This window comes from Paraburkholderia diazotrophica, from assembly GCF_900108945.1.
In the GTDB taxonomy this organism is placed as follows: Bacteria; Pseudomonadota; Gammaproteobacteria; order Burkholderiales; family Burkholderiaceae; genus Paraburkholderia; species Paraburkholderia diazotrophica.
This window is the reverse complement of record NZ_FNYE01000008.1, coordinates 180,671-196,087: the sequence shown is the minus strand read 5'-3', so window position 1 is coordinate 196,087 and position 15,417 is coordinate 180,671. Positions and strand designations below refer to the sequence as shown.

Here is a 15,417-nt window from a genome sequence, read left to right as displayed (position 1 = left end):
CTTTCTGCTCCCGTCAATCGTTGAGGCTCAGTCTTCCCAGCGCGCCGCGTCGGTGCCGATCGGCACGGGCGGCCGCGCATAGAACGCAGGCGTCTCCGACATCTGCTCGGCGGGCGCCGCCGCGCGCACGCGGCCAAACGGCGAGTCGACTTCGTGCAGACAGTCCTGCACGTCGTCGTAGGTCACGTCGGGCGCGCGCCAGCCGCCCTCGATCTGTCCCATCGATTGCAACCACCGCCCCGTCTGTGCAAGCGACAGCCGCACGTGCCAGCTGCCGCCCTCCTGCGCGCGGCGCGCGAGCGCGACCATCGCGCCGAACGCGGCGAGATAGCCCGTCGCGTGATCGAGCGCCTGACACGGCAGATGCTTCGGCCCTTCGACGCCAGCCGCGTGGCTCTCCGTGTACGCGATGCCGCTCGCCGATTGCACGAGACTGTCGAAGCCGCGCCGCGTCGACCACGGACCCGCGTGCCCATACGCAGAAATCGACACGCAGACGATGCCCGGCCTGATCCGCGCGAGCGCTTCGGGCGCAAAGCCGCGCGAAGCAAGCGAGCCGGGCCGGTACGCCTGAAGGAACACATCGGCATCGGCGGCGAGCGCGTGCAACTGCTCGCGCGCGGCGGACTCGCGCAAATCGAGCGTCGCCGAACGCTTGCCTCGGCCGTTGTCGATGATGAGCGGCGCGATGTTCGGCAGATGCGGCCCGTTGATTAGCAATACGTCCGCGCCATGCTGCGCGAGCGCGCGCCCCGCCACCGGTCCCGCGATGATCCGCGACAGATCGAGCGCGCGCGTTCCGCTCAACGGCCGCTGCGGCGCGTCCCGCCCTGGCGCTTCCGGCGGCGCGTCGCCGATCCGTTCGATTTCGAAGAGCGGCAGATTCGCAATCGCCTTCGCCTGGTCGAGCGCCGCCCATTCGCGTGGCGAGCGGATCAGCGCGGCGCACAGGCCGGCGTCGGCGAGCGTCTGGTCGAGCTGCGCGCCGTCCCAGCCGCGTATCGCTTCGGCCACGGCGCCCGGCTCGCCTTCGCAGCCGAGCACCTTCAGCACGCCTTGCAGATGATGCGGGAAGTTCGTGTGCAACTGGACCCAGCGGCCATCGCGCGTCGCATAGAAGCCGGTGACGGGATGGCGTAACTCGGGCGGCAGCCCATCGTTGACACGCAGATAACGCTCGCTGCGAAACGCGACGAGCGCGCGCCGCACGCTCACATCGACGCGCTGCATGCGGCCCGTACGCAGCCTGAAGCATTCGGCGGCGGCAAGACCCATCGCGGCAATCGACGCACTCGCGAGCGTCCCGACGCGGAACACGGAAGGCAGCGACGGGTCGTTGCCGTCGATGACCGCGTAATCGAGCAAGGCCGGATCGCAACCGGCAACGGACCACAGATGATCGAGAGCGAGCTGGGGCGTCATGATGAGTATGCATCCAGAAGAAGGCGTAACTCAGTCTAGATTTGCCGCTCGCCACGATCAATCTTGATTCATATAATCAACATATATCGTTTTCTTTGGCTTTCCCGTTCCGATATCACACACATGAGGACACAAGCGATGTCCGCTCCGCGTTACCTGTCCGCCGACGAAGCCGCCACGATGCTCGGCATCAGCGTCACGACGCTCTACGCGTACGTCAGCCGGGGCATGTTGCGCTCGACGCCCGATGCGGACAGCAAGCGCCGTCTCTATGATGCCGACGAAGTGCGGCGCCTCGCGCGCCGCAAGGAAGACGGCAAGCGCGCTGGCAAGGTCGCGCAGAAAGTATTGGACTGGGGCGTGCCCGTGCTCGAATCGTCGATCACGCTGATCGCGGACGGCAAGCTGCTCTATCGGGGCCGCGACGCGATCGAACTGGCGCGCACAGCCACGCTGGAAGAAGTCGCGGCGCTGCTGTGGGAATGCAGCGCGCGGCGCATCGCCGATGCGCCTGCCGCACCGCTCGCCGCCGCGCAATGGTCGGCGTGGCTGAAGCTGTGGAGCGACAGCGCGCCGCTCGACCGCGCGCTGGTGCTGCTGCCCGCGGCCGCCGCGCAAATGCCGCGCGTCTGGGCGCTCGGCCGCGATGCGCAGCTCGACAATGCCTGCGCGCTGATCCGGCTGCTGGCAGGCGCGATGATTTCCGCTGCGCCGTCGAACGAACCGCTGCACAAGCAACTCGCGAGCGCGTGGGGCGTGCGCAATCGCGCGCAGACCAACCTGCTGCGCGCGGCGCTCGTCGCCTGCGCGGATCATGAACTGAATGCGTCGACGTTCACGGTGCGCTGCATCACGTCGACGGGCACGCACCTGTTCGGCGCCGTCGCGGGCGGACTCGCCGCGCTGTCGGGGCCTCGGCATGGCGGAGAAACGGCGCGCATCGCGGCATTGTTCGACGAAGCCGAGCGAGCCGCCGATCTGGACCGCTATCTCGCCACGCGGCTCGCGCATCCGGAGCATGGCTCGGTGGGTCCGGCGCTGTCGGGCTTCGGCCATCCGCTGTATCCGGACGGCGATCCGCGCGCGCGGCTGCTGCTCGATCTGCTCGGACAATGCGCGCCGGCGCGCTCGTCGCTGGCCGAAGTGCAAAGGCTTGCGCGCGCCGTGCGCGACACGACGGGCGCCGAGCCGACCGTCGACTACGCGCTCGCGGCCATCGAGCGGGTGCTCGGCTTGCCCGCCGGCGCGGCCTTCACGCTGTTCGCAGTGGGCCGCGTGACAGGCTGGATCGCGCACGCGATCGAGCAGACCAGCGACGGCCGCCTGATCCGTCCGCGCGCAAGGTATATCGGCGCGTATGAAGCCGACTGACGGCGCTTTAAACCGCGAATCGCAATCCTGAAACCGCCATCATGCGGTAAGCAGCCAGCGCGGCATCCACGTCCAGCGCATTGGGCGCCGCTGAACGCGCAGCGTATCGCCCATCTCGCGCCCGCCGCCTGCAACCGTCAGCGACAGCCGCGCGCCTTCACGTCCGGCGCTCATCCACGCGACGGCGCCATGCTTCAGCTCGAACGACTCGCCCGGCGCGAGCCAATAGTCCTCGGCATCGCCTTCAACGGTCAGCCACAGTTCGCCCGCCAGCACGTTCACTGCGAGCGGCTGCGCGACCCGCCAGGCGCTCGCCGGCTCGCCGTGTTCGAGTTCGAAAGTACGGATTTCACGCATCGCAGTGCTCCTTGAAAGGCTTTTTCGCTTGCATCCATTATTGGCGTGCGATGATGGCTGTCACATGCACAGTACTGAACAGTTTCGAAAGAACTGTACAGTCAGAAAACCTGACAGTTGCTGGCGCTTCGGCCATAACAGACGGTCCGTCATCGACGAAGGACGAAGCGAAGGAATACACGCCATGAAGCTCGACATCGAACTGAACCGCGACAACGGCGTGCCGCTCACCGAGCAGATCGTGAGCGGCGTGCAGGAATGGATACGCTCGCGCACCGCGCATCCGGGGGCGCGGCTGCCGTCGATCCGCCAGTTCGCCGCCGATAACGACATCAGCCGCTTTCCCGTGATCGAGGCGTATGACCGGCTCGTGTCGCTCGGCTATCTGGATTCGCGTCCCGGCTCGGGCTTTTACGTGGCGGAGCGGCATCGCGCGTCGATGAGTTGCCAGGGTGCATCCGATCCGCGCCGCGCCGAGGAGGAATCGGTGCACATTCTTCAGCAGTTCAATCATCCCGGCGAATCGCTAAAACTCGGCAGCGGCTTCATCCCCGAAGCGTGGCGCGACATGGACAGCCTCGCGCAGGCGATCCGCTACGTGTCGCGCACCGACGGCGCAAGCATGATCGACTACGCGACGCCGCTCGGCAACGCGGCGCTGCGCGAGCATTTGCAGGGGCGCGTCGCGCAGCTCGGCATCGACGCGGACGCGTCGCAGATCCTCATCACGATCGGCGCGAGCCAGGCGATGGATCTGCTGATGCGCTACATGCTCAAGCCCGGCGACACGATCTTCGTCGAAGATCCCGGCTACTACAATTTCAACGGCCTGCTGAAGCTGCATGGCGTGAAGCTCGTCGGCATTCCGCGCACGCGCACAGGGCCCGATCTCGATACGTTGCAGGCGCAGTTGCAGCAGCATCGGCCGAAGCTCTTCTTTATCAACTCGGTGTTTCACAACCCGACGGGCACGACGGTCGCGCCGCCCGTCGCGTTCCGTCTGCTGCAACTGGCGCGCGAGCACGGCTTCAAGATTCTCGAAGACGACATCTACGCTGACTTCCAGGCGGAGCCCACCGATCGCCTCGCGACGCTCGATCAGCTCGAACACGTGATCTACATCGGCGGTCTGTCGAAGACGCTGTCGTCGTCGCTGCGCATCGGCTACGTGATCGCGGACCACGCAACCATCAAGGACCTCGCCGACATCAAGATGCTGACGAGCATCGGCGGATCGCGCTTCGCGGAAGCAGTGACCGTCGCGCTGCTCGAACGCGGAATGTATCGCAAGCATCTCGAAAGATTGCGCCGGCGCATGCGCGATGCGCTCGGCGCGACGGTGCAGACGCTTGAAATGGGCGGCTGGCAGGTGTTCGAAAATCCGCTGGGCGGCAAGTTCGTGTGGGCGCGCGTGCCGCATGTCGACGATGCGCAGCGGCTGGTGGAGTGCGGCGCGCCGCTCGGCGTGACCGTTGCGCCAGGCAGCTACTTTCGGCCGAACGCGGAGACGAGCCCGTGGATACGCATCAATGCCGCGTTCGCGAACGATCCGCGCGCGCGGGCATTCTTCGAGGCCGCGGCGCAACTGGAGCCATGACGAACGGCGAGGCGCGCGGCTTGCTATCTCTGCCTGCGTGCCTTTTGCTCACGGCCTGCGCGCGTTTTGCTCGTGCGGCTCCGTCATACGGATACAGCACTTTTTCCTTAGAATGTGGGCTCTCCCGCCCAGCCGTCCTGCCTAGCGTTCATGTCCGAATCGACCGAATCGCGATCATCCGCCGCTCATCACACTGCTCAAACCGCGCCCACTGCCCGCTCGCTGTCGGTGATGTTGTGGATCGTCGCGACGGGCTTCTTCATGCAGACGCTCGATGCGACGATCGTCAACACCGCACTGCCCGCAATGGCGACAAGTCTCGGCGAGCTGCCGTTGCGCATGCAATCAGTCGTGATTGCGTATTCGCTGACGATGGCCGTGATGATTCCCGTGTCCGGCTGGCTCGCGGACAAGCTCGGCACGCGGCGCGTCTTCATGAGCGCGATCCTGATCTTCACCGTCGGCTCGCTGCTGTGCGCGAACGCGCATACGCTCACGCAACTGGTGATCTATCGGGTGCTGCAGGGCGTGGGCGGCGCGATGCTGCTGCCCGTCGGACGTCTCGCCGTGCTGCGCGTGTTTCCGGCCGAACGCTATCTGCCTGCGCTGTCGTTCGTCGCGATTCCAGGGCTGATCGGCCCGCTGATCGGACCGACGCTCGGCGGCTGGCTCGTCAAGATCGCGTCGTGGCACTGGATCTTTCTAATCAACGTGCCCGTCGGCATTGCAGGCCTGATCGCGACGTTCGTGTTCATGCCCGACAGCCGTAATCCCGACACCGCGCCGTTCGACATCAAAGGCTATGTGCTGCTGATCGTCGGCATGGTGTCGATCTCGATGGCGCTCGACGGGCGCACCGAGTTTTCCATTCAGCATGCAACCGTGCTGATGCTGCTGATTCTTTCGCTCGGCTGTTTCGTCGCCTACGGATTGCATGCGGTGCGCGCAGCGAATCCGATCTTCTCGCTCGATCTCTTCAAGATTCACACGTTCAGCGTCGGCCTGCTCGGCAATCTGTTCGCGCGGATCGGCAGCGGCGCGATGCCCTATCTGATTCCGCTGCTGTTGCAGGTGAGCCTCGGCTATAGCGCATTCGAAGCGGGCCTGATGATGCTGCCCGTCGCCGCCGCCGGCATGTCGTCGAAGCGCCTCGTCACGAATCTCATCATGAAGTACGGCTACCGGCGCGTGCTCGTGTCGAACACGGTGCTCGTCGGTCTCGCGATGGCGAGCTTCTCGCTGACGAGCGTGCATCAGCCGCTGTGGCTTCGCCTCGTGCAGCTCGCGTTCTTCGGCGGCGTCAACTCGATGCAGTTCACGGCAATGAACACACTGACGCTGAAAGACCTCGGCACGGGCGGCGCGAGCAGCGGCAACAGCCTCTTCTCGCTCGTGCAGATGCTCGCGATGAGTCTCGGCGTGACCGTCGCGGGCGCGCTGCTCACGACGTTCACAGGCATCATCCCGCGCGTGACGGCGGCGAACTCGCTGCCCGCGTTTCACGCGACGTTCCTGTGCGTCGGCCTGATCACGGCCGCGACGTCATGGATTTTCGCGCAGTTGTCGGCCGACATCCGGCAGCCCGCGAAGCGCGCCGATCCGCAGGAACGCACGTGATGGCGGCTCGGTTTCAAACGGGACGCGCATGATTCGCCGCAACGATCGGAACCGTTACGGGGCGCGCGCCGCACCATCGATGTGCGCCTTGCGCGCCACGCATGGCAGCGATCGCGTTCCCGGCGCACAATCGGATCAAGACCCGAAGCAACACGCGAAGCACGACCCCGCGCACGATAAAGACAGCCGCGACGCACGAGCGCGATCGACGCGATTCAGCCGCGAATGGCCGCACATGGCCGCGGCATTTCGTTCCGCGCATGTTTCTTGCTCAAGCCTATCCTGTAAACTCGACCTGTCCGCGCAATGCGTGCGGCTTGCCTCGCTTCTCTACCGATGACCGACACGATGAGCATGATCGAACTCGATCCTCCCGGCTTCCAGACGCGCCCCGTGGCGGGCGACGAAGGCTCGCGCCGCACTGTCCGGTATGGCGGCTACACGGTTTTCAGCGTGTTTCAGCCTGTTTTTTCGGTTTCGCATCGACGTGCAATCGGCTATCACGCGTCGTTGCGCGCACACGATGAAAACGGCAAGCAGGTGCCGTCGGCGGAAGTCTTCACGCAGGCAGCACGCCGCGGCGATCTGCTCGAACTCGGGCGTCTCGCGGAGTCGCTGCATCTGGGCAACTTCAATGCATTCGACAGCCACGACGAATGGCTCTTCCTGAGCCTGCATCCCGCCGCGCTGATGGACACGAGTTACGGCGACGCGCTGCTCGCGGGACTGAAGGCGCTTGGCCTGCCGCCGCAGCGCGTGGTGCTCGAAGTCTCCGAGCATTCGGGCGGCGAAACAACCCGCTTCGCTGAAATCGTCGACGCGTTGCGCAAGTCGGGTTTTCTGATCGCGCTCGACGGCTTCGGCGCGAAGCATTCGAACATCGACCGCGTGTGGCATCTGCGGCCCGATATCGTCACGCTCGACCGCTGCATCCTCGCGCAGGCCACCGAGCATTCGCATATCGAACGCGTGCTGCCCGGCATCGTGTCGATGCTGCATGAGTCGGGACAATTGGTGCTGATGGGCGGCCTCTCCACCGAGCGCGACGCGCTGATCGCGCTCGAATGCAACGTCGATTTCGTGCAGGGCACATTCTTCGCGGCGCCGAGCGTCGAGCCCGTCGCGCGCCAGGCGACGGTGAAGCTCATGGACGAACTGTCGGCGGCACTGCGTCAGCGCGTGGCCGAGCGCGAGCGCGCGCAGTCCGAGCGGCTCGCGCCGTTCGTCACGGCATTGGAAGCGGCGAGCACGCAGCTCGTCGAAGGCGAAACGATGGCCGACGCAACCGCGCCGCTGCTCGCATTGCGCGAGACGGCGCGCTGCTTCCTGCTCGACGGCTCGGGCCGCCAGATCGGCGATAACGTCTTGCCTCAGGGCCGCGCGTCGCAGCGCGCGAAGCGTTTCCGGCCGCTTTTGCATTCGGAAGGCGCGAGCTGGGAACGCCGTCCGTATTTCATTCAAGCCGTGCGCGCGCCAGGGCAGGTGCATCTGACGCCGCCATATCTGTCGATCAACGAGGCGCACCTGTGCGTGACGGCGTCGATCGCGGCGGAGACCGCGCGCGGCATGCAGGTGCTATGCGTCGATATCAACTGGGAGGTGGCCGCGCATCGTGACTGATGCCGCCTCGCTGCTGATCGGTTGCAAGAGCCGCAAGATCGCCGCGCGTCCGAACACGCGCGTAGCGGGCGCGAGCCGCAGCGCGCCCGTCACGATGCGCAGAGCAACAATGCGCTCGTCCTCGCCGATCGAAATATCGAGCAGCGTATCGACCTCGCCGTCGCGCATCAGCGCTACCGCGCTCGCGCCGTTCATCGACACCGTCTCCGTCTGATCCCCGTTGCTGCGCATCGCAAGCGTGGCCGCCACTTGTTCCGCCGACGCGACGGCGTCGACCAGTTCGGGTGCATCGCTGACCACGCTCGGCACTTCACAGAAGAGCCGCACGAGCGCCAAGCGATCCTGCGCTTCCATCGCCGCCCGCAAGCGCTCGACGATGCGCGCATGCGCGGCGGGATCGGCGCGCTTCGCCGGCACGCCCTCGCGCTGCAAGCGCGTTTTCGCGCGATGCACGATCTGCCGGCAATGGGCGGGCGTCTTCGCGAGAATCTTCGCGATCTCCGCGTAGTCGCAATCGAAGGCTTCATGCAGCACGAACGCGGCGCGCTCCTCGGGCTTCAGGCGCTCGAGCAGCAGCATCACGCCGTACGACATCTGCACGGCGCGCAACGCGAGATCTTCCGCCGACGGCGCAAGCCCATCGAGCCACGGGTCCGGCAGCCAGCCGCCCGAGTGCGTCGCGCGCTCCATTTGCAGATGACGCAGGCGGTCGATCGCGAGGCGCGTCGTGACCGTCGTGAGCCACGCAACGGATGAGCGCAGCTCGCTGGCGTCGGCGGCGTGCCATTTGAGCCAGGCGTCCTGCACGATGTCTTCCGCTTCCGCGCGGCTGCCGAGCATCCGGTACGCGAGCGCGAAAAGCTTCGCGCGCACCGCTTCGAACTGCGCCGGCTTGCCTTGTTCTGTCTGGTCCATGCATGCCACTCCTCTTGCGTTCCCATCAGTTCTCATCGGCTAGACGGACCAACCGCCTGCGATGTGACACGCGAACGCAAAAATTCTTCTGTCACGCGTGCCCACGCTTTCGCGTCTTGCGATGGGAGCCGCGCGCGGGCGCGGCCCTTTCGCACACACGAACTCATCAGCGAGGAACGCATGCACCGTCATTTCATTTCACCGACGTACTCCGGATTCAATCTCGTGCCGACCGTCATCGAGCAATCGAACCGCGGCGAGCGCGCCTACGACATCTATTCGCGCCTGTTGCGCGAGCGGATCGTGTTTCTGGTCGGGCCGGTCAACGAACAGTCGGCGAGCCTGATCGTCGCGCAGTTGCTGTTTCTCGAATCGGAGAACCCTGACAAGGATATTTCTTTTTACATCAACTCGCCGGGCGGCTCGGTCTATGACGGCCTCGCGATCTTCGATACGATGCAGTTCATCAAGCCCGATGTGTCGACGCTATGCACCGGCTTCGCGGCCAGCATGGGCACGTTCCTGCTCGCGGCGGGCGCGCCCGGCAAGCGCTTCGCGCTGCCCAACGCGCGCATCATGATTCATCAGCCTTCGGGCGGAGGCCAAGGCACAGCATCGGACATCGAGATCCAGGCAAAGGAAGTGCTGTACCTGCGCGAGCGCCTGAACGCCGTGCTCGCGCAGCGCACGGGCCAGAGCGTCGCGCAGATCGAGAAGGATACCGATCGAGACAATTTCATGTCGGCGGATGCGGCGAAGGCGTATGGCCTGATCGACGACGTGCTCGCGACGCGCGAAGCGGGCGTGATTGACGCCGCGCATCGCACGATGTGATCGGCCGACGTGTGGCGTCGATGTGAAGCGCCGATGTGAAGCGCCGACGTGAAACGCCTAGCGCAGCCGCGCGGCCAGATATGATGAAACGACAATCTTGTATTCGTCGACGAGCGCGTTGCGCTCTTTCGGCTTCGCGGCCGCGTACAGCGGACTCAGGCTCTTCACGACCTGAAGCGCGACTTCGGCAGCGCGAAACGCGTCGTCGTCCGACAGCGCCGGACTGTAGCGTTGAAACAGTTCGGCGAACCTGCCGCGCAAGCGGTTGCGCGCGGCGGCATCGCGCCGGAAATTCAGCGACACCGACAGCAGCGGCAGATACGCGGGCCGCGCTGCCATGAAATCGACCATCAGCGCGAACAGACGCTCGACCAGTTCTTCGGCGCTCCACGCGTACGCCGCCTCGCTGAGCGCGCTCCATTGCGCATCCATTTCGTTGCCATAGCGCGTGCGCAGCGCGAGAACGAGCGCATGCTTGTTCGGAAAGTACTGATAGACCGCACCGATCGACGCGCCCGCACGCTCGGCGATGGCCGTCATCGTCGCGGCCTCGAAGCCGCGTTCCGCGATCACTTCGCCCGCCGCATCGAGCAACGCATCGACGCGCTTTGCCGCGCGCTCCTGTTGAGGCACGCGCCGCACTTTCGGATTATCTGAGGCTACGCTCATATTTCTGTCGTATCATGATATGAGCACATCCTCACATATAGGTGACATATGGCGCAAGCGCTTTCCATCGACCCACGCAGCACGGCCATCGTGCTGATCGATCTGCAGCACAGCAACGTCGGACGGCAACTGGAGCCGCATTCGGCCGCCGACGTGGTCGCGCGTTCCCTGCGCGCCGCCGATGCGCTGCGCGCGGCAGGCGGCACGGTCGTGTTCGTGCGCGTCGATATTTCGCAGCTGCTGTCGCTGCCCGCCGACGCGCCGCTGCGTCCGCGCGACGCGCCCGCCCCGCCGCCGCAAGCGTCGGAGCTCGTGCCCGAATGCAACGTGCAATCCAGCGACGTGATCGTGACGAAGCGCCAATGGGGCGCGTTCTACGGCACCGATCTGGAACAGCAATTGCGTCGCCGTGGCATTCGCACGATTGTGCTGACGGGCATTGCGACGAACTTCGGCGTCGAGTCGACTGCGCGCGCGGCCTTCGATCGCGGCTACGAACTGGTCTTTATCGAAGACGCGATGTCGAGCTTCTCCGGCGACGTGCATCGCTTTCCCGTCGAACATATCTTTCCGCGCATGGGCTTCGTGCGCTCGACGGAAGAATTCATTGGCGCGGTCGCCGACACGGGCACGTTCGGCGGCGCCTGAACGCATTGCGCGCAGGCCCGTCATCGTGCAGCACTCGATCGACGCCGCGTTGTATGAGACGATCGTGCCTGCACTTCATTGGAGAGATACATGGCGTCATCCCAGGATACCGTCAGCATGGCGCTGTTCTGCGATTTCGAGAACGTCGCGCTCGGCGTGCGCGACGCGAAATACGAGAAATTCGACATCAAGCTGGTTCTCGAACGGCTGCTGCTGAAGGGCAGCATCGTCGTGAAGAAGGCGTACTGCGACTGGGACCGCTACAAGGGCTTCAAGGCCGCGATGCACGAAGCGAACTTCGAGCTGATCGAAATTCCACATGTGCGCCAGTCCGGCAAGAACTCGGCGGATATCCGGCTCGTCGTCGATGCGCTCGATCTCTGCTATACGAAGTCGCACGTCAACACGTTCGTCATCATCAGCGGCGACTCGGACTTCTCGCCGCTCGTGTCGAAGCTGCGCGAAAACGCGAAGCAGGTGATCGGCGTCGGGGTGCAGCGCTCGACGTCGGATCTGCTTACGGCCAATTGCGACGAGTTCATCTTCTACGACGATCTGGTGCGCGAGAGCCAGCGCGCGACCGCGAAGCGCGAGAGCGCGAAGGCCGCGCAACAGGCCGCCCAACAGGCGATGAAGCGCGCGTCCGATGGCGAAAAGCGCAAGGAAGATCTGGAAACGCGCAAGACGAAGGCCATCGAGTTTGCCGTGCAGACTTTCGATGCGCTCGCATCGGAGCGCGGCGACAGCGGCAAGATCTGGGCGTCGACGCTGAAGAACGCGATCAAGCGCCGCATGCCCGGTTTCAACGAGACGTACTACGGCTTTCGCGCATTCGGCAACCTGCTCGAAGAAGCGCAATCGCGCGGGCTGCTGGAACTGGGCCGCGACGAGAAGTCAGGCACGTTCGTGTATCGCAGCGCGAGCGCCGTCGTGGGCACGAGCGATATCGCAAGTTCGCGCGACACGGGTGACGAATGGACCGCGATGCCCACAGCCGCTGCAATGGCCGAAACGGATGACGCCGTTGAAACGCCTGAAACGCCTGAAACGGATAGCGCGCCCGGCGAGGACGTCTCGGCAATCGGGCAGACATCCGTGACGCAGCACGAACACACGGACAGCGAAAGAAACGGCGCCCGCCGCAAGAGCCGCGGCACGCGCAAGCCCGCGGCAAAGAAGGCAAAGAAAGCGAGCAAGGCGAAGACCGAGCGAACAGAAGCCGTCGATACGGATGCCGGTTCCGCCCATCACGCCGATGCGCCGCCCGTTACCGAACACGTTGCAACGACAGAGCCACAAGCCTCGACGCCCGGCGCCGAACCGCATGCAGCCGGGGCTCCCCCCGCCAAAAAGGCGCCGCGCAAATCGACGACGCGAAGCCGCCGTCCGCGCAAGGCCGAACCGAGCGGCGACGCCAGTTGAGCGGTTCCGATAACATCACCCACTCTCGCGATTGATCGGGATCGCTAACGATATACGTCATGCGTTCCGTGCGACAGAAACAAAAAAGCCCTCAAATGAGGGCTTTTTTGTGGCAAATACTGAACCGCAGGGTTTAGCAAGCGAAGCAGGACTTACGCAAAATTCTTTTCAGCGAAATCCCAGTTCACGATGTTCCAGTACGCTTCGACGAACTTCGGACGTGCGTTGCGATAGTCGATGTAGTACGCGTGTTCCCACACGTCGATCGTGAGCAGCGGCTTCGCGTCCGTGGTCAGCGGCGTGGCGGCGTTGCTGGTCGACACCAGGTCGAGCGAACCGTCAGCCTTCTTCACGAGCCAGGCCCAGCCCGAGCCGAACGTGCCGACTGCCGTCTTCGTGAATTCTTCCTTGAACTTGTCGAAGGAGCCCCACTTCGCGTTGATCGCGTCTGCCAGCTTGCCCTTCGGCGCGCCCCCGCCTTGCGGCGACAGGCTGTTCCAGAAGAACGTGTGGTTCCACACTTGTGCGGAGTTGTTGAAGACACCGCCCGACGACTTCTTGACGATCTCTTCCAGCGACAGCTTCTCGAACTCGGTACCCTTGATCAGATTGTTCAGGTTCGTCACATAGGTCTGGTGATGCTTGCCATAGTGAAATTCGAGCGTCTCTTCCGACATGTGCGGAGCGAGCGCGTTCTTTGCGAAAGGCAGCGGCGGGAGCGTATGTTCCATGGTGCTATTCCTTTGTATCTGTTTATGGGGAGTCTGCGGATAACGCTGTGGAGCACTCGATTGTAGGCGACTTGGAATAACCCCGCAAACACAAGCCCTTTATGGCGTTCATTGCGAAAACGCGCTGCGCGGGCAGCGTAATTAATGCTCGCGCAGCGCGTTTCCACACGTCATACCAAGGTCAAAAGTACTGTGCCTTGCGCACGTCAAAAGCCATCCGTAAGACGCGGCTGCACATCCGAAAGCGCGATGTCCGCCGAGCCCTCCGCGAGATGCAGCGTCATGCGCCGGCCCGGCTTCAACGCCGATGGCGCACGGACCGCGCGTCCGCTTTGCGCATCGAGCAGCGCCGCGTAGCCGCGCTCGAGTGTGCGTTTCGGGCTCAATACTTCGAGCCGCGCAGCAAGTGTTTCCACTCGGGCAAGGTGTCTTTCATGCTGACGCAACAATGCGCGATCCAACCGTTCGGCGAGCCCATTCACGGTTGCACGATGCTGGGAGAGATCGGGACACCAGCGCTGCCAGCGCATCTTCACAAGCGAGAACTGCGCGCGTGCATCGCGCACGGGCCGCGCGCCTGCTGACGCGAGTCGCGCACACAGTTGCTGAAGATGCGCGCGTTGCCGCGCGAGCCTTTCAGCGGGCGACACGAGACGTCTCGCGAGCCAGTCGAGCTGTTGAGCGCGGCGCTCCATCATGCGGCCGAAGCCGCGCGCAAGCGATGCATGCCGGTGATCGAGGTCGCGCAGCAGCAATACGCGCTGCGGACTGACGAGTTCGGCGGCGCCCGTGGGTGTCGGCGCGCGAACGTCAGCGGCGAAGTCGGCGATCGTGAAGTCGGTTTCGTGACCGACACCGCTCACGACGGGCACGTCGCTCGCAGCAATCGCTCGTGCCAGCACTTCTTCATTGAACGCCCACAGGTCTTCGATCGAGCCGCCGCCTCGACAGACGATCAGCACATCCACTTCGCGCCGACGGTTCGCTATCTCGACCATCGCGGCCAGCTTCGCGCCCACGCCCGCGCCCTGCACGGGCGCCGGATAGACGACCACGGGAATATGCGGCGCGCGGCGCGCGAGCGTCGTCAGCACGTCGCGCAACGCGGCCGCCTGCAACGACGTGACGATGCCGATCGAGCGCGGATGCGCGGGCAATGCGCGCTTGCGTTGCGGGTCGAACAGGCCTTCGGCTTCGAGTTGCGCCTTCAGACGCAGAAACGCTTCGTACAGCCGACCCTGGCCCGTACGGCGCACGGCTTCGACATTCAGCTGAAGTTCACCGCGCGGCTCATACATCGTGACGAGCGCGCGCACTTCGATCTTGTCGCCTTCGCGCGGCGTGAACTCGGCGTACTGCGCGCGGCCGCGAAACATCACGCAACGCATTTGCGCCTGCGCGTCCTTGATCGAGAAGTACCAGTGTCCGCTGGCGGCGCGCGTGAAATTCGACACCTCGCCGGATACCCAGACGAGAGGAAACGTGCGTTCGAGCATCGTCCCGATTGCACGGTTGAGCACCGATACGGGAACGACAGCATCGCCGCCCGCTCCGGCGGCAGACGAGAAAGGACTTTCGGAATTCATGCGAGGAATGGTGAGAACAGGCCGGACAGACGATAGACCGATCGGCCAGTCAGGTCCAGCACCTCGTAAGGGCCTTTAGCCGGATTGTTAAAAGTGTCCACATGTCGGGAGCACTTTGGTTTGGCGGCGCGGAAGTGCTCAAGAGCCCATTTTATGCCATCCAACTTTATGATTTTTAACCATTTTTCGGTCATCGAGAGTTCCCGCTCGCCGATCTCAGGCTTGCGCGACGGCCTTTCCGACAGTTTGCAATGCGCGTTCTCCACAAAGTTATCCACAGACTATGGATTGAGCATGAGCGGTGCCTGCCCACACGTGAAGGCCGTCCCGACTTGCCGCCGACGCCGCTCGCGCGCTAGAGTGCCGGGTTCGGGCGCGACCTGGTCGACATGATGCGCGCCCATCGGGGAGGTTCGTCTCGTGCTTGTCCGGCGCCCTGGCCGTCCCTTGGCTGACCCGGCGTTGCCGCTTCTCTGTTGCCTCATTGCTGTTGCCACTATTGTCGTCCGCGTTTCGTGGTTCCCTTCGTCCTTGTCTTTCAACCGTCGGTGCAGCCGACCGCCCGGAGATGCCCGTTGATGTCCGCACTGTCCGTTCTGTCTGACGCGCCGCGCTGGCCGGCTTGCTT

14 protein-coding genes are annotated in these 15,417 nt (G+C 64.5%); 7 read left to right on the top strand and 7 right to left on the bottom strand.

Annotated elements, in window-relative coordinates; all coding sequences use genetic code 11:
• Positions 1 to 27 precede the first annotated feature (27 nt).
• Positions 28 to 1,422 carry a CoA transferase gene (locus BMW76_RS13455; RefSeq protein WP_090865678.1) on the bottom strand — a complete coding sequence of 465 codons (1,395 nt, stop codon included), beginning with the start codon at positions 1,420 to 1,422 and terminating at the stop codon, positions 28 to 30.
• Between the two features lie 138 nt (positions 1,423 to 1,560).
• Between BMW76_RS13455 and BMW76_RS13450 the strand changes: the two genes are divergently transcribed.
• A complete protein-coding gene (locus BMW76_RS13450) occupies positions 1,561 to 2,793 on the top strand; it encodes a citrate/2-methylcitrate synthase (RefSeq protein WP_090865676.1) in 1,233 nt (410 codons plus the stop codon).
• 39 nt (positions 2,794 to 2,832) lie between these two features.
• On the opposite strand, the gene BMW76_RS13445 is transcribed toward BMW76_RS13450, so the two are convergent.
• The gene (locus tag BMW76_RS13445; RefSeq protein WP_090865674.1) at positions 2,833 to 3,150 is read right to left on the bottom strand and encodes a DUF2917 domain-containing protein; all 318 of its coding nucleotides are present in this window, start codon (positions 3,148 to 3,150) and stop codon (positions 2,833 to 2,835) included.
• A gap of 184 nt (positions 3,151 to 3,334) precedes the next feature.
• Between BMW76_RS13445 and BMW76_RS13440 the strand changes: the two genes are divergently transcribed.
• The 3 genes from BMW76_RS13440 (at position 3,335) to BMW76_RS13425 (ending at position 7,984) form a co-directional block, all read left to right on the top strand.
• On the top strand, positions 3,335 to 4,747 hold the full coding sequence (locus tag BMW76_RS13440) for an aminotransferase-like domain-containing protein (protein WP_090865672.1): 1,413 nt from the start codon (positions 3,335 to 3,337) through the stop codon (positions 4,745 to 4,747).
• A gap of 150 nt (positions 4,748 to 4,897) precedes the next feature.
• Positions 4,898 to 6,364, top strand: a complete 1,467-nt coding sequence (mdtD, locus tag BMW76_RS13435; protein WP_090865670.1) for a multidrug transporter subunit MdtD — start codon at positions 4,898 to 4,900, stop codon at positions 6,362 to 6,364.
• 348 nt (positions 6,365 to 6,712) lie between these two features.
• Positions 6,713 to 7,984, top strand: coding sequence for an EAL domain-containing protein (locus BMW76_RS13425; protein ID WP_090865774.1), 1,272 nt, complete (start codon positions 6,713 to 6,715; stop codon positions 7,982 to 7,984).
• Here the strand turns inward: BMW76_RS13425 and BMW76_RS13420 are convergent.
• On the bottom strand, positions 7,940 to 8,899 hold the full coding sequence (locus tag BMW76_RS13420) for a sigma-70 family RNA polymerase sigma factor (RefSeq protein WP_090865666.1): 960 nt from the start codon (positions 8,897 to 8,899) through the stop codon (positions 7,940 to 7,942). The two genes, BMW76_RS13425 and BMW76_RS13420, sit on opposite strands and share 45 nt — an antisense overlap.
• Before the next feature lie 180 nt (positions 8,900 to 9,079).
• Here BMW76_RS13420 and clpP point away from each other — a divergent pair, with 180 nt between their 5' ends.
• Complete coding sequence (gene clpP, locus BMW76_RS13415; protein ID WP_090865665.1) at positions 9,080 to 9,733, top strand: ATP-dependent Clp endopeptidase proteolytic subunit ClpP; 654 nt, start codon at positions 9,080 to 9,082, stop codon at positions 9,731 to 9,733.
• Positions 9,734 to 9,790: 57 nt separating this feature from the next.
• Here clpP and BMW76_RS13410 read toward each other — a convergent pair whose 3' ends face one another.
• The gene (locus BMW76_RS13410; protein WP_090865663.1) at positions 9,791 to 10,402 is read right to left on the bottom strand and encodes a TetR/AcrR family transcriptional regulator; all 612 of its coding nucleotides are present in this window, start codon (positions 10,400 to 10,402) and stop codon (positions 9,791 to 9,793) included.
• A 48-nt stretch (positions 10,403 to 10,450) separates the two neighbouring features.
• Between BMW76_RS13410 and BMW76_RS13405 the strand changes: the two genes are divergently transcribed.
• Both BMW76_RS13405 and BMW76_RS13400 read left to right on the top strand, forming a co-directional pair.
• On the top strand, positions 10,451 to 11,050 hold the full coding sequence (locus BMW76_RS13405) for an isochorismatase family protein (RefSeq protein WP_090865661.1): 600 nt from the start codon (positions 10,451 to 10,453) through the stop codon (positions 11,048 to 11,050).
• Between the two features lie 90 nt (positions 11,051 to 11,140).
• Positions 11,141 to 12,472, top strand: a complete 1,332-nt coding sequence (locus BMW76_RS13400; RefSeq protein WP_090865659.1) for an NYN domain-containing protein — start codon at positions 11,141 to 11,143, stop codon at positions 12,470 to 12,472.
• A gap of 152 nt (positions 12,473 to 12,624) precedes the next feature.
• Here the strand turns inward: BMW76_RS13400 and BMW76_RS13395 are convergent, their stop codons facing one another.
• The 3 genes from BMW76_RS13395 to BMW76_RS40325 all read right to left on the bottom strand — a co-directional run bounded on the left by BMW76_RS13395 (position 12,625) and on the right by BMW76_RS40325 (position 15,055).
• On the bottom strand, positions 12,625 to 13,203 hold the full coding sequence (locus tag BMW76_RS13395) for a superoxide dismutase (RefSeq protein ID WP_090865657.1): 579 nt from the start codon (positions 13,201 to 13,203) through the stop codon (positions 12,625 to 12,627).
• Positions 13,204 to 13,409: 206 nt separating this feature from the next.
• A complete protein-coding gene (xseA, locus tag BMW76_RS13390) occupies positions 13,410 to 14,789 on the bottom strand; it encodes an exodeoxyribonuclease VII large subunit (protein WP_090865655.1) in 1,380 nt (459 codons plus the stop codon).
• On the bottom strand, positions 14,786 to 15,055 hold the full coding sequence (locus BMW76_RS40325) for a hypothetical protein (protein WP_143062258.1): 270 nt from the start codon (positions 15,053 to 15,055) through the stop codon (positions 14,786 to 14,788). Before BMW76_RS40325 ends, xseA begins: the two co-directional genes overlap by 4 nt.
• Positions 15,056 to 15,417 lie beyond the last annotated feature (362 nt).

What these genes read in the sequence shown, in the direction of transcription:
- BMW76_RS13395 (WP_090865657.1), bottom strand. Translation starts at nt 13,203, where the DNA reads ATGGAACATACGCTCCCGCCGCTGCCTTTCGCAAAGAACGCGCTCGCT.
- BMW76_RS13445 (WP_090865674.1), bottom strand. Translation starts at nt 3,150, where the DNA reads ATGCGTGAAATCCGTACTTTCGAACTCGAACACGGCGAGCCGGCGAGC.
- mdtD (WP_090865670.1), top strand. Translation starts at nt 4,898, where the DNA reads ATGTCCGAATCGACCGAATCGCGATCATCCGCCGCTCATCACACTGCT.
- BMW76_RS13450 (WP_090865676.1), top strand. Translation starts at nt 1,561, where the DNA reads ATGTCCGCTCCGCGTTACCTGTCCGCCGACGAAGCCGCCACGATGCTC.
- BMW76_RS13440 (WP_090865672.1), top strand. Translation starts at nt 3,335, where the DNA reads ATGAAGCTCGACATCGAACTGAACCGCGACAACGGCGTGCCGCTCACC.
- BMW76_RS13410 (WP_090865663.1), bottom strand. Translation starts at nt 10,402, where the DNA reads ATGAGCGTAGCCTCAGATAATCCGAAAGTGCGGCGCGTGCCTCAACAG.
- BMW76_RS13425 (WP_090865774.1), top strand. Translation starts at nt 6,713, where the DNA reads ATGAGCATGATCGAACTCGATCCTCCCGGCTTCCAGACGCGCCCCGTG.
- BMW76_RS13420 (WP_090865666.1), bottom strand. Translation starts at nt 8,899, where the DNA reads ATGGACCAGACAGAACAAGGCAAGCCGGCGCAGTTCGAAGCGGTGCGC.
- BMW76_RS13405 (WP_090865661.1), top strand. Translation starts at nt 10,451, where the DNA reads ATGGCGCAAGCGCTTTCCATCGACCCACGCAGCACGGCCATCGTGCTG.
- BMW76_RS13400 (WP_090865659.1), top strand. Translation starts at nt 11,141, where the DNA reads ATGGCGTCATCCCAGGATACCGTCAGCATGGCGCTGTTCTGCGATTTC.
- xseA (WP_090865655.1), bottom strand. Translation starts at nt 14,789, where the DNA reads ATGAATTCCGAAAGTCCTTTCTCGTCTGCCGCCGGAGCGGGCGGCGAT.
- BMW76_RS13455 (WP_090865678.1), bottom strand. Translation starts at nt 1,422, where the DNA reads ATGACGCCCCAGCTCGCTCTCGATCATCTGTGGTCCGTTGCCGGTTGC.
- clpP (WP_090865665.1), top strand. Translation starts at nt 9,080, where the DNA reads ATGCACCGTCATTTCATTTCACCGACGTACTCCGGATTCAATCTCGTG.